Origin of the sequence: Sphingobium cloacae (assembly GCF_002355855.1) — a bacterium.
Classification (GTDB): domain Bacteria; phylum Pseudomonadota; class Alphaproteobacteria; order Sphingomonadales; family Sphingomonadaceae; genus Sphingobium; species Sphingobium cloacae.
Genome location: NZ_AP017655.1, coordinates 1,335,548 through 1,361,601, shown reverse-complemented (window position 1 = coordinate 1,361,601; position 26,054 = coordinate 1,335,548). Strand labels below are relative to the sequence as shown.

Sequence of the window (26,054 nt, the reverse complement as noted above, 5' to 3'; positions counted from 1 at the left end):
TAGGAAGAATGTGTTTCTGCTTTTTTGCCGGGCCATGACAAATGGCTGCAAGGGTCAGCCCGCCGCCTTCGCCAGCCCCTTCGACAGTTGCAGCGCGCCGTTCAGCCGCGCGCCGGGATCGGCCCATGCGCGATTGACCACGACCTTGCTGTCCGGGCGCAGCCGCGCCACACCGTTCAGCCGCTGGATATAGCTGACGAGCCCCGCCGGATTGGGGAAGCGGTCCTCGTGGAAGCTGACCAGCGCGCCTTTCGCGCCCACGTCGATCTTGGCGATGTTGGCGGTAAGGCAGTTCTGCTTGATCTCTATGATCTTGAGCAGGTTCTGTGTCGGCGCGGGCAGCTTGCCGAAGCGGTCGATCAGTTCGGCGGCGAAGGATTCCAGCGCCTGCCGGTCCTCCAGTTCGTTGATCCGGCGGTAGAGGCCCATGCGCAGGTCGAGGTCGGGGACGTAATCTTCGGGGATCATGATCGGCGCATCGACGGTGATCTGGGGCGAGAAGCTGTCGCGCGGGCGTTCGAGGCCGACGCCGCCCGCCTTCGCTTCCATGATCGCATCCTCCAGCATCGACTGGTAGAGTTCGAAGCCGACTTCCTTGATGTGACCGGATTGCTCGTCGCCGACCAGATTGCCCGCGCCGCGAATGTCGAGATCGTGGCTGGCCAACTGGAACCCCGCGCCCAGCGTGTCGAGGTCGGACAGCACCTTCAGCCGCTTTTCCGCCGTTTCGGTGATGACGCGGTTGGCGGGGGTCGTGAAATATGCATAGGCGCGCGTCTTCGAACGGCCCACGCGCCCGCGTAGCTGGTAAAGCTGGGCAAGGCCGAAACGATCGGCCCGGTGGATGACGAGCGTGTTGGCGCTGGGGATGTCGAGGCCGCTTTCGACGATGGTGGTGGAGAGCAGCACGTCATAACGCTTGTCGTAGAAGGCCGACATGCGCTCTTCCACTTCGCCCGCCGCCATCTGGCCGTGGGCGACGACGGGACGGACTTCTGGGACTTCTGTGCGGAGAAACTCTTCGATATCGGGGAGGTCGGAAATGCGCGGCACCACGAAGAAGCTCTGCCCGCCGCGATAATGCTCGCGCAGCAGCGCCTCGCGGATGACCACGCCGTCCCACGGCATGACATAGGTGCGCACGGCCAGGCGGTCGACCGGCGGCGTCTGGATGACGGACAACTCGCGCAGGCCCGACATCGCCATTTGCAGCGTGCGCGGGATCGGCGTGGCGGTCAGCGTCAGGACATGCACATCGGTCTTGAGGTTCTTCAATCGTTCCTTGTGCGTGACGCCGAACCGCTGTTCCTCATCCACGATGACGAGGCCGAGGCGCTTGAACTCCAACCCCTTGGCGAGCAGCGCGTGGGTGCCGACCACGATGTCGACGCTGCCGTCGGCCAGCCCCGCCTTCACCGCCTTCGCCTCCTTGTCGGGGACGAGGCGCGAGAGGCGGCCGATGTTGATCGGGAAGCCCCGGAAGCGCTCGACGAAATTCATATGATGCTGGCGGGCGAGCAGGGTGGTGGGGCAGATCAGCGCGACCTGCATCCCCGCCATCGCCGCGACGAAGGCGGCGCGCAGGGCGACCTCCGTCTTGCCGAAGCCCACGTCGCCGCAGACCAGGCGGTCCATCGGCTTGCCCGCGCCGAGGTCTTCGATCACGTCGCCGATGGCGCGGTCCTGATCGTCCGTTTCCTGATAGGGGAAGCGGTCGACGAAAGCGGGATAGCCCGCCGCGTCCGGCTCCGCGACGGTCGCGGGGCGCAGGGCGCGTTCGGCGGCGGTCTTGAGGAGTTCGCCCGCGATCTCGCGGATGCGTTCCTTCATCCGAGCCTTGCGCCGCTGCCACGCTTCGCCGCCGAGGCGGTCGAGCGCGACGCCTTCGCTTTCCGAGCCGTAGCGGGAGAGGACTTCGAGATTTTCTACGGGCACGTAGAGCTTGTCGCCGCCCGCATATTCGAGCGCCACGCAGTCGTGCGCGGCCTTGGCGACGGGAATCTGGGTCAGCCCTTCATAGCGGCCGATGCCGTGGTCGCGGTGGACCACGAGGTCGCCGGGGGAGAGGGTGGCCAGTTCCTGGAGGAAGGCGTCGGCGTTCTTCTTGCGGCGGGCGCGGCGGACGAGGCGGTCGCCCAGCATGTCCTGTTCGGTGAGGACGGCGACATCGGGCGCGGTGAAACCATGATCGAGATGAAGAACCGAAAGCACTGTGGCGCCGGTGGCGGCGAGGCCCAGCGCCTCCTGCCAGTCGTCGGCGGCGGCGAGCCTTTTGACGCCATGGTCCGCGAGGAGGCCGGAGAGCCGTTCGCGCGCGCCGTTGGAATAGGAGGCGATGATGACCCGCTTCTTCCCTCGCTGGAGGGCGGCGATATGTTTTCCTACAGCCTCGTAGACGTTCGCGTTCTGGGCGCGTTCGGGGGCGAAGTCGCGGGGACCGTCCACGGCGAAGTCGATGACGGCTGCGCTTTCCGGTTCGTGGAAGGGCGTGGTGGCGTGCATCGGCCAGTCGCGGGCGACGGCTTCCCATTCCCCCGCATCGAGATAGAGCGCCTTGGGGTCCAGCGGGCGGTAGGCGCCGGGGTCGGAGGATTTCGCGGCGATGCGGTTGGCGTGATAGTCGCGGATCGCCTCGAAACGGGCCTCCGCCGCGCCCGCGACGCCATGGTCGAGGATGATGACGGTATTCGCGCCGATATGGTCGGTGAGGGGGACCAGCTTCTCCTCGAACAGGGGAAGCCAATGCTCCATGCCCGCGAGACGCCGCCCTTCGCTCACCGCCTGATAGAGCGGGTCGCCGGTCGCGGTCGCGCCGAAGGTTTCGCGGTAGCGGCCGCGGAAACGCTTGATCGTGTCCTCGTCCAGCAGGGCTTCGGAGGCGGGGAGGAGGGTGAAGCCGTCGATGCTCCCTGTCGTGCGCTGGTCAGCGGGGTCGAAACGGCGGACCGTCTCGATCTCGTCGCCGAAGAAGTCGAGGCGCAGGGGCTGCTCCTCGCCGCCGGGGAAAAGGTCCACGATGCCGCCGCGAATGGCAAATTCGCCCCGGTCATGCACCGTGTCGGTGCGGACATAGCCGTTCGCTTGCAGCATGTCGGCGAGGCGCTGGATCGCGATCCGTTCCTTGGGGGCGAGCTTCGCGACGAGCTGGCGGACGCGGAAGGGGGTGAGGGTGCGCTGCGTCAGGGCGTTGAGCGTGGTGACGGCGAGTTGCGGTCCCGCAGGAGCGGCTTGCAGCGCGTGAAGCCCGGCGAGGCGGGCCGATGCGCTGCGCAGCGAGGGGCTGGCCCGGTCATAGGGCAGGCAATCCCATGCCGGGATTTCGACGATCTCGATTTCCGGCGCGAAGTAGATGGCGGTGTCGGCCACGGCGCGCATCAGGGCGTCGTCGGGCGCGACGAACAGGGCGCGGCCTCCATTGGAGCCGAAGGCGGCGCGCGCCATGTCGGCCAGCAGCCAGGGCTGGAAACCCGCCGGGACGCCGGAAAGGGTGAGGGGCGTTTGGGCCTTCAGGATTTTGGGGAGATCAGTCATTTCAGCTTGCATTGTTCCGGTTCGGTCGTGTGCTTGCCTTCTCAGGAGCACGTCGATGTGCCTTGCCTAGACGATCTTCACGAAATCGAGCTTGAGGAAGTTGTCCATCATCGGGCCCTTCCATTCATCGGGCACCGGGATGGTGCCGAGCGCCCAGCCCATGATGTCGGCGTCCTGTTCTTCCATGAAGCGTTCGAACCAGTCGATATCCTCTTCGCTCCATGCAGCATGATGGCGGTCGAAGAAGCCGCCGACCGTATAGTCCGCTTCCCGCGTGCCGCGATGCCATGCCCGGAACTTGATGCGGCGCATCCGGGGATTGTCGTTCATGATGTGTTCCTTTGGCGGGCAGGGCAAATGCGCCGATCGGGTGGCAAATCGGGTGTTTGTGCCACCGCCCCGGCTGGGGTAGAGGGCAAGCTGATAGACATGCGACCCGATATTCTCAATCCGCTCTTTGCCGAAATATCGGCCCTGAAAGGCGTCGGCCCGGCGCTGGCGAAGCCGTTGGAGCGGCTGGGGCTGGCGCGGGCGGTGGATGCGGCCTTTCACCTGCCGGTGAGCTTCATCGACCGGCGGCTGACCGATGAACTGAGCATGGCGGATGCGGGGCGGGTGATCGGCATCACGCTGACGCCGGTGGATTATCGGGCGAGCGGGAGCGCGCGCGCGCCTTTCCGGGTGCAGGCGGTGGATGCGCACGGCCATGCGGTGAGCCTGGTCTATTTCGGGCGGAACAGCGCCTGGCCGCGCAAGCTGCTGCCGTTGAACGAGCCGCGATTCGTGTCGGGCAAGCTGGAGAGCTATGGCGACAATCTCCAGATGGTGCATCCCGACTATGTGCTGCCGGTCGAGGAGGCCGGGACGGTGCCTGCGCGGGAGAGCGTCTATGGCCTGTCCGAAGGGCTGACCAACAACCGGATGCGCGATCTGGCGGGGCAGGCGCTGGAGCGCGCGCCGGAGCTGCCCGAATGGATCGAGCCCAGCCTGCTGGCGCGCAAGGGGTGGCCGGCGTGGCGCGAGGCGCTGGGCCGCGCCCATGCCGATCCGTCCGACGCCATGGCGCGGGAGCGGTTGGCCTATGACGAGATTTTCGCGGGGCAACTGGCGCTGATGCTGGTGCGGCAAAGCTCGCGCAAGCGGCGGGGCGTGCCGATCGCGGGGGACGGGCGGCTGCGGGCGATGCTGAAGCTGCCCTTCGCGCCGACGGGCGCGCAGAGGCGGGCCTTTGGCGAGATCGAGGGCGACATGGCGCAGGGCGTGCCGATGCTGCGGCTGTTGCAGGGCGATGTGGGGTCGGGGAAAACGCTGGTGGCGTTGATGGCGCTGCTGAACGCGGTGGAGGCGGGGGCGCAGGGGGCCTTGCTGGCGCCCACGGAAATCCTGGCGCGGCAGCATTATGAGGGGCTGCGCAGGATGGTGGCGGGGCTTCCCGTGGAGATCGCCATCCTGACGGGGCGCGAGAAGGGGAAGGTGCGCGAGGCCACGCTGATGGGGCTGGCGGACGGGAGCATCGACATATTGGTCGGCACCCACGCGATCTTCCAGGAGGCGGTGCGCTATCGCAATCTGGCGCTGGCGGTGATCGACGAGCAGCATCGGTTCGGCGTGGCGCAGCGGATGATGCTGGCGGCGAAGGCGGAGCGGACGCCGCATCTGCTGGTCATGACGGCGACGCCGATCCCGCGCACCCTGACGCTCACTTATTATGGCGAGATGGACGTGTCGCGGCTGGACGAGATGCCGCCGGGGCGGCAACCGATCCAGACGCTTGTCATGTCATCGCAGCGGCTGGACGAGGTGGTGGACGCGCTCGCCCGGCATGTCGAGGGCGGGGGGCAGGCTTACTGGGTGTGTCCGCTGGTCGAGGAAAGCGAGACGAGCGACCAGGCGGCGGCGGAAGCGCGGGCGGAAGCCCTGCGGATGCGCTTCGGGGATCGGGTCGGCCTGGTCCACGGGCGGATGAAGGGGACGGAGAAGGACGCGGCGATGGAGGCCTTTGCGGGCAACCGGACGCAGATCCTCGTGGCGACCACGGTGATCGAGGTGGGGGTGGATGTGCCCAATGCCAGCCTCATCATCATCGAAGGGGCGGATCGTTTCGGGCTGGCCCAGTTACACCAGTTGCGCGGGCGCGTGGGGCGGGGGGACAAGGCTTCGGTCTGTCTGCTGCTGCGCGGCGGGGCGCTTTCCGAGACGGCGCGGGCGCGGCTGGCCCTGATGCGCGAGACGAATGACGGGTTCCGCATTGCCGAGGAGGATTTGCGGCTGCGCGGCGCGGGCGAGATTTTGGGCACGCGCCAGTCGGGCGAGGCGCAGTTGAAACTGGCGACGCCGGAGCATCTCTCCGCCCTCATCGACGCGGCGCGGGATGACGCGCGCCTGCTGATGGAGCGGGACGGCGGATTGACGCAGGCGCGGGGAGAGGCGGCGCGGACCTGCCTTTATTTGTTCGAGCGGGACGCGGCGGTGGGCTTGCTGCGGAGCGGGTGATGGGGCCGGTTCGGCGCTTTGCGGTGGAAGCGGACCTGCCGATCCTCCCCCCGACAGAGGGGGATCGAATGGCTGCAATCCCCTCGGCTATCGCTGGCCCTTCATCGCGCCACGGCGCGGTAGCTCAGGCGTCCGGTTGCGCCGGGAAAGGCGCCTGGGGGCAAGGTCCAGCGCACATGGGTCACGTCTTCCGCGACGGCGCGGCGCACGCCGCCCAGCGGCGTCGGCAGCCATAGCCGGTCGAGCCGTCCCCAATGCGCGCCGCCGTCCACCGACACTTCCATCCCGGGGTCGTTGGCGTCGATCCGCGCGTTGCGGGGCACGGCTCTGGTGATCGCGACGGCTTTTGCGGGGGTCGATCCTTCATGGCGCCAATGGACCACGAAGATCAGCTGATCGCCCGGCGCTATGCGGTCCGCGCTGGCCAGGACGCGGCGTTCGCGCCCGTTGATGTCGGTCTGCACCCGCTCCACGAACATCCGGGTGTCGAGCCGCACGGGCTGGTGCGCGGCGGCGGTCGCCGGCACGCCAAAGGCGGCCAGTGCGCAAAGCCAGCGTGCGATCCTCATGCGAAGCCCCGTTTCGTCATCCCCGGCGCCGAGCATGCCGCGCAGAAGCGAACATTCGGTTAAGGCGGCGTTTTCCTTCCGGTCGCCGCCGCTGGCCCGAATCCAAATTGACGGCCCCCCTCTACAGGCGCAGAGCATGTCGCAAAAGACGCAAGGGACGGATTCTGGCGCGATGCTACCGGCGGAGGAACAGGAGGTCATCAGGCGCCGCGACCGGCTGTTGGCGTCGATCGCGCTCAGCGCGGGGCTGGGGCTGCTGCTGGCCTTGCCCTTTGCCCTGAGCGCGGGGGCGGAGTTCTTCCTGCCGCTGACCGCCGCTCTGGTGATCGCGATCGCGCTGGTGCCGTTTCTGGAATGGATGGAGCGGCGGGCGATCCCGTCGGGCCTTGCGGCGCTGATCGCGCTGATCGCCTTCCTGCTGGTGGCGAACACGGCGCTGGTGCTGATCGTGGTGCCCGCGACCGACTGGTTCAGCATATTGCCCCAGCGGCTGCCCCGGATTCAGTCCAATCTCGCGCCGCTGATCGACTATTATTCCCAGTTGCAGCGGTTCGTGGACGAAACCGTGCAGATGCTGGCGAGCGGCCCCGTCGCGGCGGCGCAGACCGCGGCGGTGGAAGCGCCCCGGTCGCTGCTGCAATTCGCGGCGACTTCCGCCCCGTCCGCGATCATCCAGATGGTGTTCGCGCTGCTCATCATCTATTTCTTCCTCGCGGGCTGGACGAAGCTGCGGCGGCGCACGATCAACAGCCGGGACAGTTTCGACGGCGCGATGGCGGTGGCGCGCGTCATCCAGAATGTCGTGGACGCGACATCGGCCTATGTGCTGACCATCGCGACCATCAACCTGTGCCTGGGCGCGGCGGTGGCGCTGTCGCTGTGGCTGGTGGGCATGCCTTCGCCGCTGATGTGGGGCGGCATCGTCGCTCTGCTCAACTTCATCCCCTATTTCGGGCCGATGCTGGCGGCGGTGCTGCTGGCGCTGGGCGGCCTCATGGTGTTCGATGATCCGTGGTGGGCGCTGCTGCCCGCCGCCTTGCAGATCGGGTTCCATCTGGTCGAGGCCAATGCGGTGACGCCGATGATCCTGGGCCGGCGGCTGACCATGAACCCGCTGCTGATTCTGGTGTCGCTCGCCTTTTGGGGATGGGTGTGGGGGACGCCCGGCGCGCTGCTGGCGGTGCCGCTGCTCATCATCATCCAGACCGTCGTTTCAGCGGCGGGAACCCCGGATATAGCCGGTTTCCTGTTCGAGCGCGGAACGCTGGTCATGTCCCCGCGCAAAGAAAATGACGAGAAAGAAGAAAGTCCCGTTACGGATGGTTGACAGGCGAAGCGCGCCCGCATAGATGCCCGCCCACACCGAACGCGGGTGTAGCTCAGTTGGTTAGAGCGCCGGCCTGTCACGCCGGAGGTCGCGGGTTCGAGCCCCGTCACTCGCGCCATTCCTGCATGCAGGATGGCCCCGGTTTCGACCGGATTTCCCGCTTCATCGCCAACAGAAAAATGGGCCGACGCCTTGGCATCGGCCCGATGCGTTTCCTTACAGATTGTCGCCGACGACCGGCGCTTTTTCCTCTTCCGCCAGCCAGCGATAGACGCCGCCCGCGATCACTGCGCCGATGATGGGCGCGACCCAGAACAGCCAGAGCTGTTGCAGGGCAAGGCCGCCGACCAGCAGCGCCGGCCCGGTGCTGCGCGCCGGATTGACCGACGTGTTGGTGACGGGAATGCTGATGAGGTGGATCAGCGTCAGGGAAAGGCCGATGGCGATGGGCGCGAAGCCCGCCGGGGCGCGATGGTCGGTCGATCCCAATATGACGGCCAGGAAGCCGAAGGTCAGCACCACTTCGATCGCGAAGCCCGACGACAGCACATAGCCGCCCGGCGAATTGGCGCCATAGCCGTTCACCGCAAGGCCGTTGCCCATCAGCACGAAGTCGGGTTCCCCGCTGGCGATGTAGAGGAGCAGGGCGGCCGCGATCACCGCGCCCACCAGCTGCGCGACGATATAGGGCGCGATGTCCCGCACGGGAAAGCGTCCGCCCGCCCACAGGCCGATGGTCACGGCGGGATTGAGGTGGCATCCGGATATATGGCCGATGGAATAGGCCATGGTCAGCACCGTCAGCCCGAAGGCGAGGGCGACCCCCAAAAGGCCGATGCCCACGTCGGGAAAGGCCGCCGCCAGCACCGCGCTGCCGCATCCGCCGAAAACGAGCCAGAACGTGCCGAACGTCTCCGCAAACAATCTCTTGCTCATGGGAACCATCATGTCCTCCTGTTGCGCTAGGCCACCGTCATCATCTGTCGCGGCGGGGTGGCTCCGCCCGAAAAGCGGGAGAAACGGGAGAAAGGCGCATGGAGAGAAGGCGCGCCGTCATGGGCGCAGCCGGATGGCCATGAAGGGCAGTTGGACATGCCTTCTCCTCCCCCGATGCGGGAGCGCGGCATCCGTTCTGACGGCTGTCCGTTACGCCCCCTTAACGGCTTGGGAGATAAACCGAAAAAGAAGCGCTGTCACGGCTTATCCGCGCCGCCAGCGTCCGGTCTCCATCCAGGCGAGCAGGCGCTTCAGGGGCAGCACCCAGATCCAGATGAGGCCGAGGAAGACATAGACCGGGACCTGAACGATTATCGGCAGCCGTCCGATCAGCCCTGAAAGGCTGGCCACCAGCACCGCCCAGAGCAGGATGAGGCCCAGGATGATGAACATGCCCGCGGGCTTGCGCCAGCTCGGTTCATAGGGCTTCACGGCTCAGTCCCCTCGATCAGTTCGACTTCGGTCAATATCATGTGCAGCGGCAGGTCCCACGGATCGGCCGGGATCGTCTCCTGCTCCTGCGCCGACCATGCCAGCCCCACACGCAGCGCGTCCGGATGGCGCGCGAAGGCGCGGTCATAATAGCCGCCGCCCTGCCCCAGCCGGTTCATCGCCCGGTCGAAGCCCAGCAGCGGCGCTACGATGGCGTCGGGGCTGACCGGACCTTCGCCCCGTTCGGGATGGCGGGTGCGGAAGGGGCCGGGAAGCAGCGGCGCGTCGGGATGCCAGAGCAGGAACTCCATGCTTCCCAGCCGGTCGATGACGCGGGGGAGGGCGACGGCCTTGCCCATGTCGATCAGTTTCGCGGCGAGGCGCTGGGCGGGCGCTTCATCCTCGATCCCGATATAAAGAGCCACCGTCCGCGCACTTTCCAGCCGCTTTGCCAGCGGGGAAGGCAGCGCCTTGAACGCCAGCCGGTGCGCCAGCGGGTCCAGCCCCGCCATGAAGGCGCGCCGCCGCTGCCGCGCGAGGATACGCAGGGCGGCCTTGTCCGATATGTCGCGGGGATCGTCGCTCATGGCAAAGCCCTTTGCGTCAGGGCGCGGGCGAAGGGAAGGGGTGACGGGACCGCCTCGGCCGTTTGCTGGAAAATCCTCTGACGCCTCAACGTCAGGTGGGGACCATGTAGATCGGGCCAGGGCCCGCCCAGGGACAGCCCCCGTGGATGTGATTATCGCCTCAGGGATGTTCGCTAAAGCTCGTACCAGGCAGTGCCCGTCGGGTCCCTATCTAGGCGTCCGCGACCGGGCCGGCAAGCCTGTCGCTGAGCTTTTCGAGCCGCGCGGTCAGCACTTCTATCGCCCGCACCGCCACATCTTCGCTTCCGTCGAGGGGCAGCGCTTCCTGCCGCCCCGCGACTTCCCGCTTCATGTCGTTGAGTTCGTCGGCCAGGAACAGCGCCGCGAACAGCAATGTCCGCACCTCCGTCAGCCCCGGAGTCGCCTGCTGCGCCAGCCGGGCCTTGCGCTCGATCAGGCCCGCGAGATGGGAGAGATGGGCTTCCTCGCCGTCCCGGCAGCGCAGGTCATATTGCCGCCCGGCGATGTGGAGCGTGGTTTCAGCCATGCGCGCTCTCCTTCAACTCGCCGATCAGGGCGTCCAGCGACCTGAGGGCCGCGCGGGCCGCGGCCGCATCGACGCCGGAGGATGAGGAAGGGGAAGCGGACAGGTCCAGCCCGTCCAGATTCTGCTCCAGACGATCGATTGCGCGCTCCAGCGCGTCGATCGCCTGCTTCATGCGGTCGCTTGCCATGATGCTGGCATAGCGAAACTTGCGGGCCGGAAAAAGACGGGATCGCACGGCCGGGCGCGAAGGCGGACCCGCCCATGGTTGACGCATGGGACCTGAGGCGACAAAGGATGCCCGATTTCGACTCGCCTGCATGACGCGGGCGCCTCGCCAGACAGGAAAGACGCCCGCTCCCGATGACCGTTTCCGAAAAGACGCTCGCCAACGCCATTCGCGCCCTCTCCATGGATGCGGTTCAGGCTGCCAATAGCGGGCATCCGGGGATGCCGATGGGCATGGCCGATGTCGCCACGGTGCTCTTTTCCGATTATCTGAAATTCGATCCGACAAACCCCAAATGGGCCGACCGCGACCGTTTCGTCCTGTCGGCGGGACATGGGTCGATGCTGATCTATTCGCTGCTGCACCTGACCGGCTATGCGCGTCCGACCATTGAGGATATCCGCCACTTCCGCCAGTTGGGCAGCCCTTGCGCGGGCCATCCGGAGAATTTCGAGCTTGCCGGGGTCGAGGCGACCACCGGGCCGCTGGGGTCGGGGCTTGCCACCGCCGTGGGCATGGCGATTGCGGAGCGGCACCTCAACGCGACCTTCGGCGACGATCTGGTCGATCACCGGACCTGGGTGATCGCGGGCGACGGCTGCCTGATGGAGGGCATCAATCATGAGGCCATCGGGCTGGCGGGTCATCTGAACCTTGGCCGCCTGATCGTGCTGTGGGACGACAACAAGATCACCATCGACGGCGCGGTGGACCTGTCCTCCAACGAGGATGTGCGCGCCCGCTATGCCGCGACCGGCTGGCATGTGGTGTCGTGCGACGGCCATGATCCGGCGGACGTGCGCCGCGCCCTGGACGAGGCGGTGGCCGATCCGCGCCCCTCGCTGGTCGCCTGCTCCACCAAGATCGGCTATGGATCGCCCAACAAGGCGGGCACGTCGGGCGTCCACGGCTCCGCGCTGGGCGAGGCGGAAGTCGCCGCCGCGCGCGAATTTCTCGGCTGGAGCGCCGAACCGTTCATCATTCCCGAAGACATTGCCGCCGCGTGGCGGGAGATCGGCGCAAAGGGCGCTCTCGTTCGCGCCGAATGGGAAAGCCGCCTTGCAAGCCACGGACAAAAGGCGGAATTTGAGCGTCGCATGGCAGGTGAACTGCCCGCCGGTTTCTCGCTCGACACCTATATCGACGGCCTGATCGCCGCGCCGCAGAAGGTCGCGACCCGCAAGGCGAGCGAACTGGCGCTGGGCGCGATCAACGACCTGCTGCCCGAAACGGTGGGCGGATCGGCGGACCTCACCGGCTCCAACAACACCAAGACCAGGTCGACCGGGCCGCTGACCCGCGACGATTATGCGGGTCGCTATGTCTATTACGGCATACGCGAATTCGGCATGGCTTGCGCGATGAACGGCATGGCGCTGCACGGTGGCGTCATTCCCTATGGCGGCACATTCCTCGTCTTCTCCGATTATATGCGCGCGGGCATCCGCCTTGCCGCGCTCCAGCAGCAGCGGGTGATCCACGTTCTGACGCATGATTCCATCGGTCTTGGCGAAGACGGCCCGACGCACCAGCCGATCGAGCAGGTCATGTCGCTGCGCATGATCCCCAATCTCGACGTCTATCGCCCCGCCGATGTGGTCGAGACGGCGGAATGCTGGGAACTGGCGCTGAAGGACGCGACCGGCCCGTCGGTGTTGGCGCTGACCCGCCAGAACCTGCCGCAACTCCGCACCGAAAAGGCGGACGAAAATCTGTGCGCCAGGGGCGCATACCGCCTGCGCGCCGCCAAGGCGGAGCGCAAGGTCGTGCTGATCGCCACCGGCTCCGAAGTCGAGATCGCCGTCGCCACCGCCGAGGCGCTGGAAGCGCAGGGCATCGGCGCGGACGTGGTATCCATGCCGAGCTGGGCGCATTTCGAGGCGCAGCCGCAGTCGTACAGGGACGACATCCTGCCGCAGGGCATCCTGCGCGCCTCCATCGAGGCGGGCACGACCTTCGGCTGGGAACGCCATGCCTCGCTGCGTTTCGGTATCGACAGCTATGGCGCGTCGGCTCCGGCCGAGGTGCTCTACGACCATTTCGGCCTCACCGCCGCGAAGATCGCGCCGCAGATCGCGGCCGCGCTCGCCTGAGCTTTAAGCCAACACGCAAAATCGGGAGAACATTGCAGTGGCAACCAAGGTAGCAATCAACGGTTTCGGACGCATCGGCCGCCTCGTGGCGCGCGCCATTCTTTCGCGCACCGATCATGACCTGGAACTGGTCAGCATCAACGATCTGGGCGACGCGAAGTCCAACGCCCTGCTGTTCAAGCGCGACAGCGTCCACGGCAACTGGGCTGGCGACGTGACCGTCGACGGCGACGCCCTCGTCATCAACGGCAAGCGCATCGCCGTGACCGCCGAGCGCGACCCCGCCAACCTGCCCCACGCCGCGCAGGGCGTGGACATCGCCCTCGAATGCACCGGCATCTTCGCCGACAAGGCGAAGGCGAGCGCGCATCTGAAGGCGGGCGCCAAGCGCGTCGTCATCTCCGCCCCGGCGACGGGCGTGGACAAGACGGTGGTCTATGGCGTCAACCATGACTCGCTGAGCGCCGACGATGTCGTCATCTCCAACGCGAGCTGCACCACCAACTGCCTCGCCCCACTCGCCAAGGTGTTGAACGACGCCATCGGCATCGAGAGCGGCTTCATGACGACGATCCACAGCTACACCAACGACCAGAACACGCTGGACCAGTTGCACAAGGACATGCGCCGCGCCCGCGCCGCCGCTTTGTCGATGATCCCGACCACCACGGGCGCCGCCCGCGCGGTGGGTGAGGTCCTGCCGGAACTCAAGGGCAAGCTGGACGGATCTTCGGTGCGCGTGCCGACGCCGAACGTCTCGGTCGTGGACCTGAAGGTCATCGCCAAGCGCGACACGACCGTCGAGGAAGTGAACAGCCTGCTGAAGGCCGCGTCGGAATCCGGTCCGCTCAAGGGCATCCTGGGCTATTCGGACGAGCCGCTGGTGTCGATCGACTATAATGGCGATCCGCGCAGCTCGACCGTCGACAGCCTGGAAACGGCGGTCATCGACGGCAAGCTGGTGCGCGTGCTGAGCTGGTACGACAATGAATGGGGTTTCTCGAACCGCATGATCGACACGACCGGCGTGGTCGCGAAGTTCCTTTGATATCCTTGCCGCCGCCGGTCCCGTGATCGGCGGCGGTTTCCATTGCAGCAGGGGAGTGCGGCGTGAAGCCCTTCAAGACGCTTGACGACATGGGCGACATCCACGGCAAGGCCGTGCTGGTGCGCGAGGATCTGAACGTGCCGATGCAGGACGGTTCGGTCAGCGACGACACTCGCCTGCGCGCCGCGATGCCGACCATCCTCGAGCTGGCGGACCGGGGCGCGAAGGTGCTCATCCTCGCCCATTTCGGCCGTCCCAAGGGGCAGAAGAACCCTGAATTCTCCCTCAGCAAGATCACGCGTCCGCTGTCCGCCGTGCTGGGCCGCGAAGTGCAGTTCATCCCAGATTGCGCGGGGCAGGGGGCGGTCGACGGCATCGCCGTGATGCGCCCCGGCGACATCGCCATCCTGGAAAACACCCGCTTCCATCCCGGCGAGGAAAAGAACGATCCGGCGCTGGCCGAGGCGATGGCCGCCATCGGCGACCTTTATGTGAACGACGCCTTTTCCGCCGCGCACCGCGCCCATGCGTCCACCGAGGGGCTGGCGCACAAGCTGCCTGCTTTCGCGGGCCGTTCGATGGAGAAGGAACTGGATGCGCTCCAGGCCGCGCTCGGTGAGCCGGTGAAGCCGGTGGCGGCGGTCGTCGGCGGAGCGAAGGTTTCGACCAAGCTCGACGTGCTCAACAATCTCGTCGCCAAGGTCGATCACCTCATCATCGGCGGCGGCATGGCCAACACCTTCCTCCACGCGCGCGGCGTCGATGTCGGCAAGTCGCTGTGCGAGAAGGACCTGGCGGACACCGCCGAAGCCATTTTCGAAGCCGCCGACAAGGCGGGCTGCACCATCCACCTGCCTTACGACGTGGTGGTGGCGAAGGAGTTCGCGGCCAATCCGCCCTCCGTCCGCACCTGCAACGTCCATGAGGTCGCGGCGGACGAGATGATCCTGGACATTGGCCCGGCCGCTGTCGAGGCGCTGGGCGATGCGATCAAGAATTGCCGCACGCTGGTGTGGAACGGCCCGCTCGGCGCATTCGAGATCGCGCCCTTCGACAAGGCCACCGTGGCGCTGGCGAAGACCGCCGCCGCGCTCACCAAGGAGGGCCAGTTGACGTCCGTCGCAGGCGGAGGTGATACTGTCGCAGCGCTTAACCATGCGGGGGTTGCGGGCGACTTCAGCTTCGTCTCTACCGCAGGCGGCGCCTTCCTGGAATGGATGGAAGGCAAGGAATTGCCGGGCGTCAAGGCGCTGATGGCCTGAAAGGCCGCGCGCCGCTATTCCATGCCGTCGGAGAGGGCGGCTTTCCCTATGAACGCGCCGCCGGAGGGGCGGCTCATCGAGAAGGTATGTGCAGATGCTGGATCAGGAAATGACCAAGAAGATCGCGGACGGCAACGGCTTCATCGCCGCGCTGGACCAGAGCGGCGGCTCCACGCCCAAGGCGCTCAAGGGCTATGGCGTCGAGGAAGATGCGTGGACGACGGAAGAGGAGATGTTCGGCCTGATCCATGACATGCGCAGCCGCATCATCACCTCGCCCGCCTTCACCGGCGACAAGGTGCTGGGCGCGATCCTGTTCGAGCGCACCATGGACGGGCAGGCGGGCGGCAAGCCCGTGCCGCAGGCGCTGGTCGAGCGCGGCGTCGTCCCCTTCATCAAGATCGACAAGGGGCTTGAGGACGAGGCGAACGGCGTCCAGTTGATGAAGCCGATGCCGGAACTGGACGCGCTGCTGAAGCGCGCCAAGGCGCTGGGCGTCTACGGCACCAAGGAACGCTCGGTCATCAACCTCGCCAATCGCGAGGGCATCGCCGCCATCGTCAAGCAGCAGTTCGAGGTGGGGCAGCAGGTGCTCGCCGCTGGCCTCATGCCGATCATCGAGCCGGAAGTGAACATCAAGTCGCCCGAACGCGCCGAAGCAGACCAGATATTGCTGGAGGAAATCCTCAAGAATCTGGACGCGCTGCCGGGCGACGACAAGGTGATGCTGAAGCTCTCCTTGCCTGCCCGGTCCGGCCTGTTCGATCCGCTGGTCGACCATCCCCGCGTGCTGCGCGTGGTGGCGCTGTCGGGCGGTTTCAAGCGGCCGGAAGCCTGCGTCGAGCTCGCCAAGAATCGCGGCATCATCGCCAGCTTCTCGCGCGCGTTGCTGGAAGACCTGCGCCATCAGATGAGCGACGAGCAATTCAACGCCTCGCTGGGCGGCGCTATCGATGAGATCTACAACGCCTCGACCGCCAAGACGCCGGTCGCGGCCTGACCTGACAGGCAGGGCCGGGCGCTTTTCTCAGCGCCCGGCCCTGCCGCCCGTCATATCCCTCAATATCCGCGCGTCCGCGATGGCCAGCGCGTCATAGTCGTTATTGAAATAGGCCCAGACGGTTCGGCCTTCGCTCTCCTGCGCGACCATCCATTCCGCCCAGTTGGCCAGCCCTTCCTCTCCATAGCTGCCCCGATATTTGCCTTTGGTGCCGTGGAAGCGGACATAGGCGGTCGATCCGATGCCCAGGCGCGGGCTTGCCGAGCCGGGCATGTCGTGCACGCACAGAGCGGCGCCGTGGCGTTCCAGCAATGTGCAGACTTCGTCCACATACCAGCTTTCATGCCGAAATTCGAAGATGGGCACGGGATCGCGCGGCACGATGCGGAGGAAATTTTCCAGCCTTGGAAGATCGAGGCGCAGGCTCGGCGGCAATTGATAGAGTACCGGGCCCAGCGTGGAGGAAAAGTGGCGGAACGACTCCATCATCCTTTCCATCGGCCCCTCGCAATCCTTGAGCCTTTTCTGCTGCGTCAGGTAGCGGTTCGCCTTCACCGCATAGCAGAAGCCCGGCGGGGCCTGTTCCCGCCAGCGGTCCACCAGTTCGGGACCGGGCAGGCGATAGAAGCTGTTGTTGATCTCCACCGTGTCGAAATGTTCGGCGTAAAAGGCGAACCAGTTCTTCGCCGCCAGCTTTTCCGGATAGAAAAGGCCGCGCCAGTCGCGGTAATTCCATCCCGAGCAGCCGATGCGGATCATGGAGCAGAAACGCGGCGGCGCGCCAACGGCTCCCCCTTCCCCATTGCGGGCAAAAACGGCTAAGGCCGGGTTATGACTGACTTCACCGAAGAAGAACTGGCTCTCGACCCGAAATTCGCCGATCAGTTCGAGCGGGGCTTTCGTCCGCCTTGCCAGCTCTACCTGATTTCGCCGCCTGCCATCGATGCGGCTTTCGCCGACAGCCTTGCCGCCGCTTTCGACGGCGGAAAGGTCGCGGCTTTCCAGCTTCGTCTCAAGGGGATGGACGACCACGCTATCGCCCAAGCGGCCGAACCGCTGCAAAGGCTCTGTGCGGATCGCGAGGTCGCGTTCATCGTCAACGACAGCATCGCGCTGGCCAAGCGGATCGGTGCGGATGGCGTGCATCTGGGGCAGTCGGACGGCGACCCGCGCGAAGCCCGCCGTATCCTGGGCCCTGCGGTGCAGATCGGCGTCACCTGCCATGACAGCCGCCACCTTGCCATGGAAGCGGGGGAGGCGGGGGCGGATTATGTGGCGTTCGGCGCTTTCTATCCCACGACGACCAAGGAAACGCTCCATCGGCCGGAGCCTTCGATCCTGGGCTGGTGGACGACGCTGTTCGAACTGCCCTGCGTCGCCATCGGCGGCATCACGGCGGCCAATGCGGCCCCGCTGGTGGCGGCGGGCGCGGATTTCCTGGCGGTGAGCGGGGCGGTGTGGAACCATGCGGACGGGCCGCGCGCGGGCGTTGCGGCCTTTTCGCCAGTGCTGGCGGGTAAAGGCTGACGCATCTTTTGCAGGCTTCTGGCGTTTCTTCTGGAAAATCAGGAGAATGCCGTGCGTCCTTTCCTTCTTTCCTCGCTTATCGCCCTGTGCGCGACCGCCTGTAACAGCCAGACCGGCGCGCCAGCCCCACAAGGAGGAGAGGAGCAGCAGCGGCCCGCAGCCCAGGCCGATCCCTATACCTTCGCGATCCAGCCCGAACCGGCGGGCCAGCCGCAGCGGGCGGATTCGATCCTTCAGGCGCAGGTGGCGCTCGACCGGGCGGGCTTTTCGCCCGGCGTGCTGGACGGGAAGGAGGGCATGTCCTTCACCGACGCGCTGCGCGGTTTCCAGAAGGCGAAGGGATTGCCGGAAACCGGCCAATATGACGAGGCCACCGCCAAGGCGCTGCTGGGGACCGATCCCCAGCCCGCCACATGGCTCGTCCGCATTCCCGACGGTTTCGCGAAGGGGCCGTTCTTCGCCATTCCCAAGGATTTGAACGAACAGGCCAAGCTGCCCACGCTGGGTTATCGCAACCTGCTGGAAAAGCTGGCCGAACGCTTCCACACGCGGCCCGAAGCCCTGCTGGCGCTGAACCCGCCGAACACGAAGGTCGGCCCCGGCGCGGTGATCCGCGTGCCCGCCATCGCCAACCAGCCGGTCGCCCGGATCGAAGGGGACGAGCGCGGCTGGGGCGAAACGCTCGCCAGCCTTGCCGTCGCCGCCGACCAGCCGCAGGCCGACCATATCGTCGTCGACAAATCCGAAGGCCTGCTGAAGGTCTATGATGGCGAGGACAGGCTGATCGCCCAATTCCCGGCGACCATGGGGTCGGGGCATGATCCGCTGCCCATCGGCGACTGGACGATCAAGGGCATCAGCCGCAATCCCGATTTCCACTATAATCCGGCTTTGTTCTGGGACGCGGACAAGTCGGATGGCAAGGCGCTGCTGAAGCCCGGTCCCAACGGCCCGGTCGGCGTCGTGTGGATCGACCTGTCCAAGCCGCATTACGGCATCCACGGCACGCCCGAGCCGCAGAATATCGGACGAACGGAGAGCCATGGCTGCATCCGCCTCACCAACTGGGATGCGGCACGCCTGGCGCAGATGGTGAAGGCGGGCGTGAAGGCGCATTTCCAGTCATGAGGGTCGGCGCGCGGGGCTGGGCGGGGGTTGCGCTTGCGGTCCTGCCCTGCGCGCTGTTCCTTTCCTTCTGCGTGCGGATCGTGCCTGCCGATGCGCCAGCGCCGCCCGTCGCCGCTCGCCAGGCGGCGCGGGAGGAGGGGGGCGCGTTGCTGATCCCGGTGGAAGGCGTGCCTTCCTCGGCGCTGACCGACACTTTCACGCAGGCCCGCGCGAGCGGCGCGCGTCCGCATGACGCCATCGACATCATGGCGGCGCGGGGCAGGGCGGTCCTTGCGGCCGCCGATGGGCATATCGAAAAGCTGTTCTGGAGCGAGGATGGCGGGCGCACCGTCTACGAACGATCGCCGGACGGACGGCGCATCTATTATTACGCGCATCTGGACGGCTATGCGCCCGGCCTGCGCGAAGGGCAGGCGGTGCGGCGCGGCGATCGCATCGCCACCGTGGGCAGCACCGGCAATGCCGATCCGTCCGCTCCGCACCTGCATTTCGCGGTGCATGTCATGGACCGGGACGAGCCATGGCATGGCGGACGGGCGATCAATCCCTATCCCCTGCTCGCCGGAGAGCGATGAGCGTCCCTCTTGCCCTTCGGCGCGTCAGGATGTAGAGGCGCGCCCAGCCTTTCCAAAGGCCCGGCTCTTTTCACCTTCAGACATATAGGCAGGCTCTTCCCATGAAGATCAGCGGCGTCGAGATTCGTCCCGGCAACAATATCGAATATGACGGAAGCCTGTGGCGCGCCGTCAAGATCCAGCACACCCAGCCCGGCAAGGGCGGCGCCTATATGCAGGTGGAACTCAAGAACCTGATCGACGGGCGCAAGAACAACGTGCGTTTCCGTTCCGCCGAAACGGTCGAGCGCATCCGGCTCGATACCAAGGATTTCCAGTATCTCTATGCCGAAGGCGACATGCTGGTCTTCATGGACACCGAAACCTATGAGCAGATCAACCTGCCGCAGGATCTGGTGGGCGATGCGTCGGCTTTCCTTCAGGACGGCATGATGGTCATGCTGGAAATGTATGAGGAGCGCCCGATTTCCGTGCAGCTTCCCGAAACGGTCGAGGCGACCGTGGTGGAAGCGGACGCCGTGGTGAAGGGCCAGACCGCTTCGGCCAGCTACAAGCCCGCGATCCTCGACAATGGCGTGCGCGTCATGGTGCCGCCGCACATCGTCACCGGCACGCGCATCATCGTCGATGTCTATGAACGCGAATATGTGAAGCGCGCGGACTGATGACGGCATCGCCCCTCCCGCTGGCGGGAGGGGTTCGGGGGGTGGATGGCGAGCGAAAGCGAGCCTTCCGCCCTTTCCTTTTCCGGGACACAATATCCCTCCGGATAGGGGAGGGAGGAGACAAGAACATGGTATCGCACTCCGGCCTTCTCACCGTCATGGAACGCGCCGCCCGCAAGGCCGGCTCCAAGCTGCGCCGCGATTTCGGCGAGGTGGAACATCTCCAGGTGTCCCGCAAGGGACCGGCGGACTTCGTGTCGAAGGCCGACCAGCAGGCGGAAAAGACCCTGGTCGAGGAATTGCAGAAAGCACGGCCCGACTGGGGTTTCCTGCTGGAAGAGGGGGGCGAGATCCCCGGCGATCCGGCCAAGCCGCGCTGGATCATCGATCCGCTGGACGGAACCAGCAACTTCCTCCACGGCATTCCTCACTTCGCCATCGCCATCGCGGTGGAGGAACCCCTGTTCGGCGGCGCGAAGCGGGAAGTGACGAGCGGCCTCATCTATCAGCCGGTCACCGACGAAAGCTATTGGGCCGAAAAGAACCGGGGCGCATGGCGCCATGACCAGCGCCTGCGGGTGTCGGCGCGCCGCGACATGGGGGAGTGCCTGATCGCAACGGGCATCCCTTTCATGGGACATGGCGATTTCGCCCAGTGGACGCGCATCTTCGGCGCGGTGGCTCCGTCGGTCGCGGGCATCCGCCGGTTCGGCGCAGCCTCGCTGGACCTCGCCCATGTCGCCGCCGGGCGCTATGACGGCTTCTGGGAAAGCGGCCTCCAGCCATGGGACGTGGCCGCCGGTATCCTGATGGTGCGCGAGGCGGGCGGCTTCGTCACCGATTTCCGCGGCGGGGACCAGCCCATCGAGCGGCGCGAGATCATCGCGGGGAACGATGCGGTCCATAGCAAGTTGCATAAGCTGGTGGCCGGAGCGTTGCGCTGACGCCGATATTGCCGGCCGGCGCGCCTATCCGGGCTTTTTGCGATTCATTCTCAGGGTTCTGCCCCCTTGCTTCGCATATGCAGCAGTCCTAAAGCGCGCCCATAATCATTTTCGCCCAGGGGATTCCGTTGGTCGATCTCGCTCAATATCTGCCGATCCTGATCTTTTTGGGGATCGCCCTGCTGCTCTCCAGCGCCTTCGTCTTCCTGCCGATGCTGGTGGGCCGCCTGACGGGCGCGCACAAGCCCGATCCGGCCAAGCTGTCCGAATATGAATGCGGCTTTCCGGCGTTCGAGGAACCGCGCAGCCAGTTCGACGTGCGCTTCTACCTCGTCGCGATCCTGTTCATCATCTTCGATCTGGAAGCGGCGTTCCTCTATCCCTGGGCGGTCAGCCTCGACCAGATCGGCTGGACCGGATGGGCGACGATGATGGTGTTCATCGGCGAACTGGTGCTCGGCCTCGTCTATGCATGGAAGAAGGGAGCCCTCGATTGGGAGTAGAACTTGACCGTCCCATCCCCGGCACCATGCCGCCGGTGGGAACACAGCCTGACCGGGATTTCTTCAACGCGCTGAACGCAGAAGTCAGCGACAAGGGTTTCCTCGTCACCTCCACGGAGGAACTGTTCACCTGGGCGCGCACCGGCTCGCTCTGGTGGATGACCTTCGGCCTCGCCTGCTGCGCAGTGGAGATGATCCACGTCAACATGCCGCGCTACGACATGGAGCGTTTCGGCGCGGCCCCGCGCGCGTCCCCGCGCCAGTCGGACGTGATGATCGTCGCGGGCACGCTCTGCAACAAGATGGCTCCCGCGTTGCGGAAGGTTTACGACCAGATGTCGGAACCGAAATATGTGATTTCCATGGGCTCCTGCGCGAACGGCGGCGGCTATTATCACTATAGCTATTCGGTGGTGCGCGGCTGCGACCGGATTGTGCCGGTGGACATCTACGTCCCCGGTTGCCCGCCGACCGCCGAGGCGCTGCTCTATGGCGTGATGCAGTTGCAGCGGAAGATCCGCCGCATTGGGACATTTGAGCGTTGATGATGGGACATTCCGCTCCGAAGATCGCGGCCATCCCCGGCATCGCGGAAGAGATTGCCGGGCTGCTGGGCGACATGCTGGTCGAAACCGTCGACCATGCCGACGAACTGAGCTTCACCGTGGTCCGCGAAAAGCTGGCCGACGCGATGGAAGTGCTGCGCGCCCGCGCGCACTATCAGCAGCTCATGGAAGTGGCGGGCGTCGATTATCCCGACCGCGCCGAGCGGTTCGAGGTCTGCTATCACCTACTTAGCGTCACGCGGAACCACCGCATCCGCGTCAAGGTTTCGACCGACGAGAATATCCCGGTCCCCACCGTCACGCATATCTGGCCCGTCGCGGGCTGGCTGGAGCGCGAGGTGTTCGACATGTATGGCGTGGTCTTCTCCGGCAATACGGACCTGCGCCGCATCCTGACCGACTATGGCTTCAAGGGGCATCCGCAGCGCAAGGACTTCCCGCTGACCGGCTATGTCGAACTGCGCTATTCCGAGGAGGACAAGCGCGTCGTCTATGAGCCGGTGAAACTGGCGCAGGATTTCCGCAGCTTCGACTTCATGAGCCCGTGGGAAGGCGCGCAATATGTGCTGCCGGGCGATGAGAAGGCTCCGCAGGCCCCCGGCGCTCCATCGCCCGCGCCTGCTCCGCCGCCGCCGTCCGCCGCGCCCAAGGGCGAGCCGAAGGGCGACACGCCCAAGACGACCGACAAGCCGGGCCAGAGCGGCGCGGGCGAACCCGTCGACAGCAAGGCGAACGAAAAATCGGCCGGCGCGCCGGCGAAACCGGAAGCGCATAGCGACGAAGGCAAGGGTGCCGCCAAACCGGAGGACAAGGCCTGATGTCCACTTATCTGGAAGAACTGGATCATGTCACCGACGCGGCGGACCCGACGCTGGGCGACACGGAGATTCAGAACTACACGATCAACTTCGGTCCGCAGCATCCGGCGGCGCACGGCGTGCTGCGCCTCGTCATGGAACTGGACGGCGAGATCGTGGAGCGGTGCGACCCGCATGTCGGCCTGCTCCATCGCGGCACCGAAAAACTGATCGAATATAAGACCTATTTGCAGGCGCTGCCCTATTTCGACCGGCTGGATTATTGCTCGCCGCTCGGCATGGAGCATAGCTATGTGCTGGCGATCGAGAAGCTGCTGAACCTGGAAGTGCCGCTGCGCGCGCAATATCTGCGCGTGTTCTTCGCGGAGCTGACGCGCATCTGCAATCACATGCTGAACCTCGGTTCGCACGTCATGGACGTGGGCGCGATGACGCCCAACCTGTGGCTGTTCGAGATTCGCGAGGACTGCCTCAACTTCTTCGAGCGGGCTTCGGGCGCGCGGATGCACTCGGCCTGGTTCCGGCCGGGCGGCGTGCATCAGGATGTGCCCCTGAAGCTGCTGACCGACATCGCTGACTGGCTCGACACGCGCCTGCCGCGTCTGTTCGAGGACGCGATCAGCCTTGTCGCGGACAACCGCATCTTCAAGCAGCGCAATGTCGACATCGCCGTGGTCAGCAAGGAGGACGCGCTGAAATGGGGCTTCTCCGGGCCGATGATCCGTGGCTCCGGCATTCCCTGGGACATCCGCAAGTCGCAGCCCTATGACGTCTACGACCGGATGGAGTTCGACGTGCCGGTGGGCACCAATTTCGACTGCTACGACCGCTTCATGGTCCGCGTCGAGGAGGTCCGCCAGTCCGCGCGGATCATGAAGCAGTGCCTCAACGAGATGCCCGAAGGGCCGATCGCCAGCTTCGACCGCAAGGTTTCCCCGCCCAAGCGCGGCGAGATGAAGCAGTCGATGGAGGCGCTGATCCACCATTTCAAGCTCTATACCGAAGGCTTCCACGTACCCGCGGGCGAAGTCTATGTGGCGACGGAAAGCCCCAAGGGCGAGTTCGGCGTCTATCTGGTCGCGGACGGCAGCAACAAGCCTTACCGCTGCAAGATCCGCCCGACCGCCTTCTCGCACCTGCAGGCGATGGATTTCATGTTGAAGGGCCACATGCTGGCCGACACCACCGCCGTGCTGGGCGCGATGGACATCGTGTTTGGAGAATGTGACCGCTAATGGCTGACGCAGTTCATATCCCGGACGAGGCCGAAACCCGCGCGCGCTGGGGCGCTTTTGCGTGGACGGCGGAAAATGCCGAACAGGCGAAGAAGGTCATCGCCCGCTATCCCGCCGGTCGTCAGCAGTCGGCGGTGATGCCGCTGCTCGATCTCGCCCAGCGTCAGGTGGGCGCGGAAACGCAGACCCAGGGCTGGCTGCCGGTGCCGGTGATGGAATATATCGCCGACCAGCTCGATATGCCGTACATGCGCGTTTACGAGGTCGCGACCTTCTACACCATGTACAATCTCGCGCCGGTGGGCCGCTATCATGTGCAGGTGTGCGGCACGACGCCCTGCATGCTGCGCGGCTCCGACGATGTGCTCGCGGCCTGCAAGAACAAGGGGCTGGTGAAGGGCGGCACGACGCCGGACGGGCTGTTCACGCTGACCGAAGTCGAGTGTCTCGGCGCCTGCGCCAACGCGCCGATGGTCCAGATCAACGACGATAATTATGAAGACCTGACCTATGACAGCATGGGCGCGATCCTCGACGATCTCGCCGCTGGCAAGCAGCCCAAGATCGGGCCGCAGATCGAGCGTCAGACCAGCGCGCCGGAAGGCGGGCCGACCACGCTCAAGGAAATGGTCACCGAAAATCACGATTACAGGGGGCAGTGGTCATGAGCGACGTGATTGCACCTCTCAGCGACAAGGATCGCATCTTCACCAACGTCTATGGCTTCCAGGACTGGGGCATCGACGCGGCGATGAAGCGCGGCGACTGGGACAATACCAAGGCGCTGCTGGAGATCGGCCAGGACCAGATCATCGAGCGGATCAAGGCGTCCGGCCTGCGCGGGCGCGGCGGCGCTGGCTTCCCGACCGGCATGAAGTGGAGCTTCATGCCCAAGGAAAGCAAGGACGGCCGTCCGAGCTTCCTCGTCATCAACGCCGACGAATCCGAGCCCGGCTCCTGCAAGGACCGCGAGATCATCCGCCACGATCCGCACAAGCTGATCGAAGGCGCGCTGGTCGCCGGTTTCGCGATGCGGGCGCGGGCCGCCTACATCTACATCCGCGGCGAGTTCATCTATGAGGCGAAGGTGCTCTTCGCCGCCGTCGAGCAGGCTTATGAAAAGGGCTTTCTCGGCAAGAACGCCTGCGGGTCGGGCTATGATTTCGACGTGTTCGTCCATCGCGGCGCGGGCGCTTATATCTGCGGCGAGGAAACCGCGCAGATCGAAAGCCTGGAAGGCAAGAAGGGCCAGCCGCGCCTGAAGCCGCCTTTCCCGGCAGGCGCGGGCCTTTATGGCTGCCCGACCACGGTGAACAATGTCGAGAGCATTGCCGTGGGGCCGACGATCCTGCGCCGCAGCCCCGAATGGTTCGCCAGCTTCGGGCGGGAGAATAACAAGGGCACCAAGCTCTTCCAGATCAGCGGTCATGTGAACAAGCCCTGCGTCGTCGAGGAATCGATGGGCATCAGCTTCAAGGAACTGATCGACCGGCATTGCGGCGGCATTCGCGGCGGCTGGGACAATCTGCTGGCGGTGATCCCCGGCGGTTCATCGGTCCCGCTGGTTCCGGCCAAGGAGATCATGGACGCGCCGATGGATTTCGACGGGCTGAAGGCGCTGGGTTCCGGCCTTGGCACGGCGGCGGTCATCGTCATGGACAAGTCGACCGACATCGTTCGCGCGATCAGCCGCCTCAGCTACTTCTACAAGCATGAAAGCTGCGGCCAGTGCACGCCCTGCCGCGAAGGCACCGGCTGGATGTGGCGCGTGATGGAGCGGCTGCGCACCGGCGACGCGGAGATCGAGGAAATCGACATGCTCCAGCAGGTGACGAAGCAGGTCGAAGGCCACACCATCTGCGCGCTGGGCGACGCGGCGGCCTGGCCGATCCAGGGCCTGATCCGGCACTTCCGCCCGGAAATCGAGCGCCGGATCAACGAGAACAAGGGTAGCGCCCCCGTCATGGAGGCAGCGGAGTAAC

General features: G+C 65.8%; 26 protein-coding genes, 1 tRNA gene and 1 other RNA gene. 18 read left to right on the top strand and 10 right to left on the bottom strand.

Going from position 1 to position 26,054, the window contains the following annotated elements; all coding sequences use genetic code 11:
- Positions 1-54: 54 nt before the first annotated feature.
- A complete protein-coding gene (mfd, locus tag SCLO_RS06605; protein WP_066515497.1) occupies positions 55-3,531 on the bottom strand; it encodes a transcription-repair coupling factor in 3,477 nt (1,158 codons plus the stop codon).
- A 66-nt stretch (positions 3,532-3,597) separates the two neighbouring features.
- Entirely contained in the window at positions 3,598-3,861 is a 264-nt protein-coding gene (locus SCLO_RS06600) for an FAD assembly factor SdhE (RefSeq protein ID WP_066515499.1), read from the bottom strand.
- 99 nt (positions 3,862-3,960) lie between these two features.
- Between SCLO_RS06600 and recG the strand changes: the two genes are divergently transcribed.
- Positions 3,961-6,024 carry an ATP-dependent DNA helicase RecG gene (gene recG / locus SCLO_RS06595; protein ID WP_066515500.1) on the top strand — a complete coding sequence of 688 codons (2,064 nt, stop codon included), beginning with the start codon at positions 3,961-3,963 and terminating at the stop codon, positions 6,022-6,024.
- A 101-nt stretch (positions 6,025-6,125) separates the two neighbouring features.
- On the opposite strand, the gene SCLO_RS06590 is transcribed toward recG, so the two are convergent.
- Positions 6,126-6,593, bottom strand: a complete 468-nt coding sequence (locus SCLO_RS06590; protein ID WP_066515705.1) for a hypothetical protein — start codon at positions 6,591-6,593, stop codon at positions 6,126-6,128.
- A gap of 172 nt (positions 6,594-6,765) precedes the next feature.
- Between SCLO_RS06590 and SCLO_RS06585 the strand changes: the two genes are divergently transcribed.
- Entirely contained in the window at positions 6,766-7,920 is a 1,155-nt protein-coding gene (locus tag SCLO_RS06585) for an AI-2E family transporter (protein WP_066515502.1), read from the top strand.
- Positions 7,921-7,961: 41 nt separating this feature from the next.
- Positions 7,962-8,038, top strand: a tRNA-Asp gene (locus tag SCLO_RS06580).
- Positions 8,039-8,136: 98 nt separating this feature from the next.
- Here SCLO_RS06580 and aqpZ read toward each other — a convergent pair.
- From aqpZ to SCLO_RS06555, 6 genes are all read right to left on the bottom strand, one after another.
- Complete coding sequence (gene aqpZ, locus SCLO_RS06575; protein ID WP_066515706.1) at positions 8,137-8,865, bottom strand: aquaporin Z; 729 nt, start codon at positions 8,863-8,865, stop codon at positions 8,137-8,139.
- Between the two features lie 255 nt (positions 8,866-9,120).
- The gene (locus SCLO_RS06570) at positions 9,121-9,348 is read right to left on the bottom strand and encodes a DUF2842 domain-containing protein (protein ID WP_255210217.1); all 228 of its coding nucleotides are present in this window, start codon (positions 9,346-9,348) and stop codon (positions 9,121-9,123) included.
- Entirely contained in the window at positions 9,345-9,935 is a 591-nt protein-coding gene (locus SCLO_RS06565; RefSeq protein WP_066515505.1) for a 5-formyltetrahydrofolate cyclo-ligase, read from the bottom strand. Before SCLO_RS06565 ends, SCLO_RS06570 begins: the two co-directional genes overlap by 4 nt.
- A gap of 42 nt (positions 9,936-9,977) precedes the next feature.
- A non-coding RNA gene (gene ssrS, locus SCLO_RS24505) (6S RNA) lies at positions 9,978-10,134 on the bottom strand.
- 12 nt (positions 10,135-10,146) lie between these two features.
- Positions 10,147-10,482, bottom strand: a complete 336-nt coding sequence (locus SCLO_RS06560) for a cell division protein ZapA (RefSeq protein WP_066515508.1) — start codon at positions 10,480-10,482, stop codon at positions 10,147-10,149.
- Positions 10,475-10,669 carry a hypothetical protein gene (locus tag SCLO_RS06555; protein WP_231923366.1) on the bottom strand — a complete coding sequence of 65 codons (195 nt, stop codon included), beginning with the start codon at positions 10,667-10,669 and terminating at the stop codon, positions 10,475-10,477. Before SCLO_RS06555 ends, SCLO_RS06560 begins: the two co-directional genes overlap by 8 nt.
- 173 nt (positions 10,670-10,842) lie before the next feature.
- Between SCLO_RS06555 and tkt the strand changes: the two genes are divergently transcribed.
- From tkt to SCLO_RS06535, 4 genes are all read left to right on the top strand, one after another.
- The gene (gene tkt / locus SCLO_RS06550; protein ID WP_066515510.1) at positions 10,843-12,801 is read left to right on the top strand and encodes a transketolase; all 1,959 of its coding nucleotides are present in this window, start codon (positions 10,843-10,845) and stop codon (positions 12,799-12,801) included.
- A 37-nt stretch (positions 12,802-12,838) separates the two neighbouring features.
- Positions 12,839-13,849, top strand: coding sequence for a type I glyceraldehyde-3-phosphate dehydrogenase (gene gap, locus SCLO_RS06545; protein ID WP_066515511.1), 1,011 nt, complete (start codon positions 12,839-12,841; stop codon positions 13,847-13,849).
- 89 nt (positions 13,850-13,938) lie between these two features.
- Positions 13,939-15,111 (top strand): phosphoglycerate kinase, encoded by a 1,173-nt coding sequence (locus SCLO_RS06540; protein WP_066515711.1) that lies wholly within the window; start codon positions 13,939-13,941, stop codon positions 15,109-15,111.
- Between the two features lie 94 nt (positions 15,112-15,205).
- Entirely contained in the window at positions 15,206-16,111 is a 906-nt protein-coding gene (locus SCLO_RS06535; RefSeq protein WP_066515512.1) for a fructose bisphosphate aldolase, read from the top strand.
- A gap of 27 nt (positions 16,112-16,138) precedes the next feature.
- Here SCLO_RS06535 and SCLO_RS06530 read toward each other — a convergent pair whose 3' ends face one another.
- Positions 16,139-16,870, bottom strand: coding sequence for a DUF72 domain-containing protein (locus SCLO_RS06530; RefSeq protein ID WP_066515513.1), 732 nt, complete (start codon positions 16,868-16,870; stop codon positions 16,139-16,141).
- Between the two features lie 72 nt (positions 16,871-16,942).
- On the opposite strand from SCLO_RS06530, the gene thiE reads away from it, so the two are divergent.
- The 11 genes from thiE (at position 16,943) to nuoF (ending at position 26,053) form a co-directional block, all read left to right on the top strand.
- Positions 16,943-17,638, top strand: coding sequence for a thiamine phosphate synthase (gene thiE, locus SCLO_RS06525; protein ID WP_066515515.1), 696 nt, complete (start codon positions 16,943-16,945; stop codon positions 17,636-17,638).
- Between the two features lie 51 nt (positions 17,639-17,689).
- The gene (locus SCLO_RS06520) at positions 17,690-18,766 is read left to right on the top strand and encodes a L,D-transpeptidase family protein (protein ID WP_066515518.1); all 1,077 of its coding nucleotides are present in this window, start codon (positions 17,690-17,692) and stop codon (positions 18,764-18,766) included.
- Complete coding sequence (locus tag SCLO_RS06515) at positions 18,763-19,341, top strand: M23 family metallopeptidase (protein ID WP_066515521.1); 579 nt, start codon at positions 18,763-18,765, stop codon at positions 19,339-19,341. Before SCLO_RS06520 ends, SCLO_RS06515 begins: the two co-directional genes overlap by 4 nt.
- Positions 19,342-19,442: 101 nt before the next feature.
- Positions 19,443-20,006 carry an elongation factor P gene (efp, locus tag SCLO_RS06510; RefSeq protein ID WP_066515524.1) on the top strand — a complete coding sequence of 188 codons (564 nt, stop codon included), beginning with the start codon at positions 19,443-19,445 and terminating at the stop codon, positions 20,004-20,006.
- Between the two features lie 128 nt (positions 20,007-20,134).
- Entirely contained in the window at positions 20,135-20,950 is an 816-nt protein-coding gene (locus SCLO_RS06505) for an inositol monophosphatase family protein (protein ID WP_066515528.1), read from the top strand.
- A 128-nt stretch (positions 20,951-21,078) separates the two neighbouring features.
- Positions 21,079-21,453: an NADH-quinone oxidoreductase subunit A gene (locus SCLO_RS06500; protein WP_066515530.1), complete on the top strand. Its 375-nt coding sequence runs from the start codon at positions 21,079-21,081 to the stop codon at positions 21,451-21,453.
- The gene (locus tag SCLO_RS06495; RefSeq protein WP_407695315.1) at positions 21,444-21,998 is read left to right on the top strand and encodes a NuoB/complex I 20 kDa subunit family protein; all 555 of its coding nucleotides are present in this window, start codon (positions 21,444-21,446) and stop codon (positions 21,996-21,998) included. The genes SCLO_RS06500 and SCLO_RS06495 overlap by 10 nt, the downstream gene beginning before the upstream one ends.
- A 2-nt stretch (positions 21,999-22,000) precedes the next feature.
- Positions 22,001-22,837 (top strand): NADH-quinone oxidoreductase subunit C, encoded by an 837-nt coding sequence (locus SCLO_RS06490; RefSeq protein WP_066515715.1) that lies wholly within the window; start codon positions 22,001-22,003, stop codon positions 22,835-22,837.
- Entirely contained in the window at positions 22,834-24,072 is a 1,239-nt protein-coding gene (locus SCLO_RS06485; protein WP_407695326.1) for an NADH-quinone oxidoreductase subunit D, read from the top strand. Before SCLO_RS06490 ends, SCLO_RS06485 begins: the two co-directional genes overlap by 4 nt.
- Entirely contained in the window at positions 24,072-24,740 is a 669-nt protein-coding gene (gene nuoE / locus SCLO_RS06480) for an NADH-quinone oxidoreductase subunit NuoE (protein WP_066515534.1), read from the top strand. Before SCLO_RS06485 ends, nuoE begins: the two co-directional genes overlap by 1 nt.
- Positions 24,737-26,053, top strand: coding sequence for an NADH-quinone oxidoreductase subunit NuoF (nuoF, locus tag SCLO_RS06475; RefSeq protein ID WP_066515535.1), 1,317 nt, complete (start codon positions 24,737-24,739; stop codon positions 26,051-26,053). The genes nuoE and nuoF overlap by 4 nt, the downstream gene beginning before the upstream one ends.
- Position 26,054 lies beyond the last annotated feature (1 nt).

Bases quoted from the DNA above. Each gene is read 5' to 3' on its own strand.
- mfd (WP_066515497.1), bottom strand. From the start codon at position 3,531: ATGACTGATCTCCCCAAAATCCTGAAGGCCCAAACGCCCCTCACCCTT.
- SCLO_RS06600 (WP_066515499.1), bottom strand. From the start codon at position 3,861: ATGAACGACAATCCCCGGATGCGCCGCATCAAGTTCCGGGCATGGCAT.
- recG (WP_066515500.1), top strand. From the start codon at position 3,961: ATGCGACCCGATATTCTCAATCCGCTCTTTGCCGAAATATCGGCCCTG.
- SCLO_RS06590 (WP_066515705.1), bottom strand. From the start codon at position 6,593: ATGAGGATCGCACGCTGGCTTTGCGCACTGGCCGCCTTTGGCGTGCCG.
- SCLO_RS06585 (WP_066515502.1), top strand. From the start codon at position 6,766: ATGCTACCGGCGGAGGAACAGGAGGTCATCAGGCGCCGCGACCGGCTG.
- aqpZ (WP_066515706.1), bottom strand. From the start codon at position 8,865: ATGGTTCCCATGAGCAAGAGATTGTTTGCGGAGACGTTCGGCACGTTC.
- SCLO_RS06565 (WP_066515505.1), bottom strand. From the start codon at position 9,935: ATGAGCGACGATCCCCGCGACATATCGGACAAGGCCGCCCTGCGTATC.
- SCLO_RS06560 (WP_066515508.1), bottom strand. From the start codon at position 10,482: ATGGCTGAAACCACGCTCCACATCGCCGGGCGGCAATATGACCTGCGC.
- SCLO_RS06555 (WP_231923366.1), bottom strand. From the start codon at position 10,669: ATGGCAAGCGACCGCATGAAGCAGGCGATCGACGCGCTGGAGCGCGCA.
- tkt (WP_066515510.1), top strand. From the start codon at position 10,843: ATGACCGTTTCCGAAAAGACGCTCGCCAACGCCATTCGCGCCCTCTCC.
- SCLO_RS06540 (WP_066515711.1), top strand. From the start codon at position 13,939: ATGGGCGACATCCACGGCAAGGCCGTGCTGGTGCGCGAGGATCTGAAC.
- SCLO_RS06535 (WP_066515512.1), top strand. From the start codon at position 15,206: ATGCTGGATCAGGAAATGACCAAGAAGATCGCGGACGGCAACGGCTTC.
- SCLO_RS06530 (WP_066515513.1), bottom strand. From the start codon at position 16,870: ATGATCCGCATCGGCTGCTCGGGATGGAATTACCGCGACTGGCGCGGC.
- thiE (WP_066515515.1), top strand. From the start codon at position 16,943: ATGACTGACTTCACCGAAGAAGAACTGGCTCTCGACCCGAAATTCGCC.
- SCLO_RS06515 (WP_066515521.1), top strand. From the start codon at position 18,763: ATGAGGGTCGGCGCGCGGGGCTGGGCGGGGGTTGCGCTTGCGGTCCTG.
- efp (WP_066515524.1), top strand. From the start codon at position 19,443: ATGAAGATCAGCGGCGTCGAGATTCGTCCCGGCAACAATATCGAATAT.
- SCLO_RS06505 (WP_066515528.1), top strand. From the start codon at position 20,135: ATGGTATCGCACTCCGGCCTTCTCACCGTCATGGAACGCGCCGCCCGC.
- SCLO_RS06490 (WP_066515715.1), top strand. From the start codon at position 22,001: ATGGGACATTCCGCTCCGAAGATCGCGGCCATCCCCGGCATCGCGGAA.
- nuoE (WP_066515534.1), top strand. From the start codon at position 24,072: ATGGCTGACGCAGTTCATATCCCGGACGAGGCCGAAACCCGCGCGCGC.
- nuoF (WP_066515535.1), top strand. From the start codon at position 24,737: ATGAGCGACGTGATTGCACCTCTCAGCGACAAGGATCGCATCTTCACC.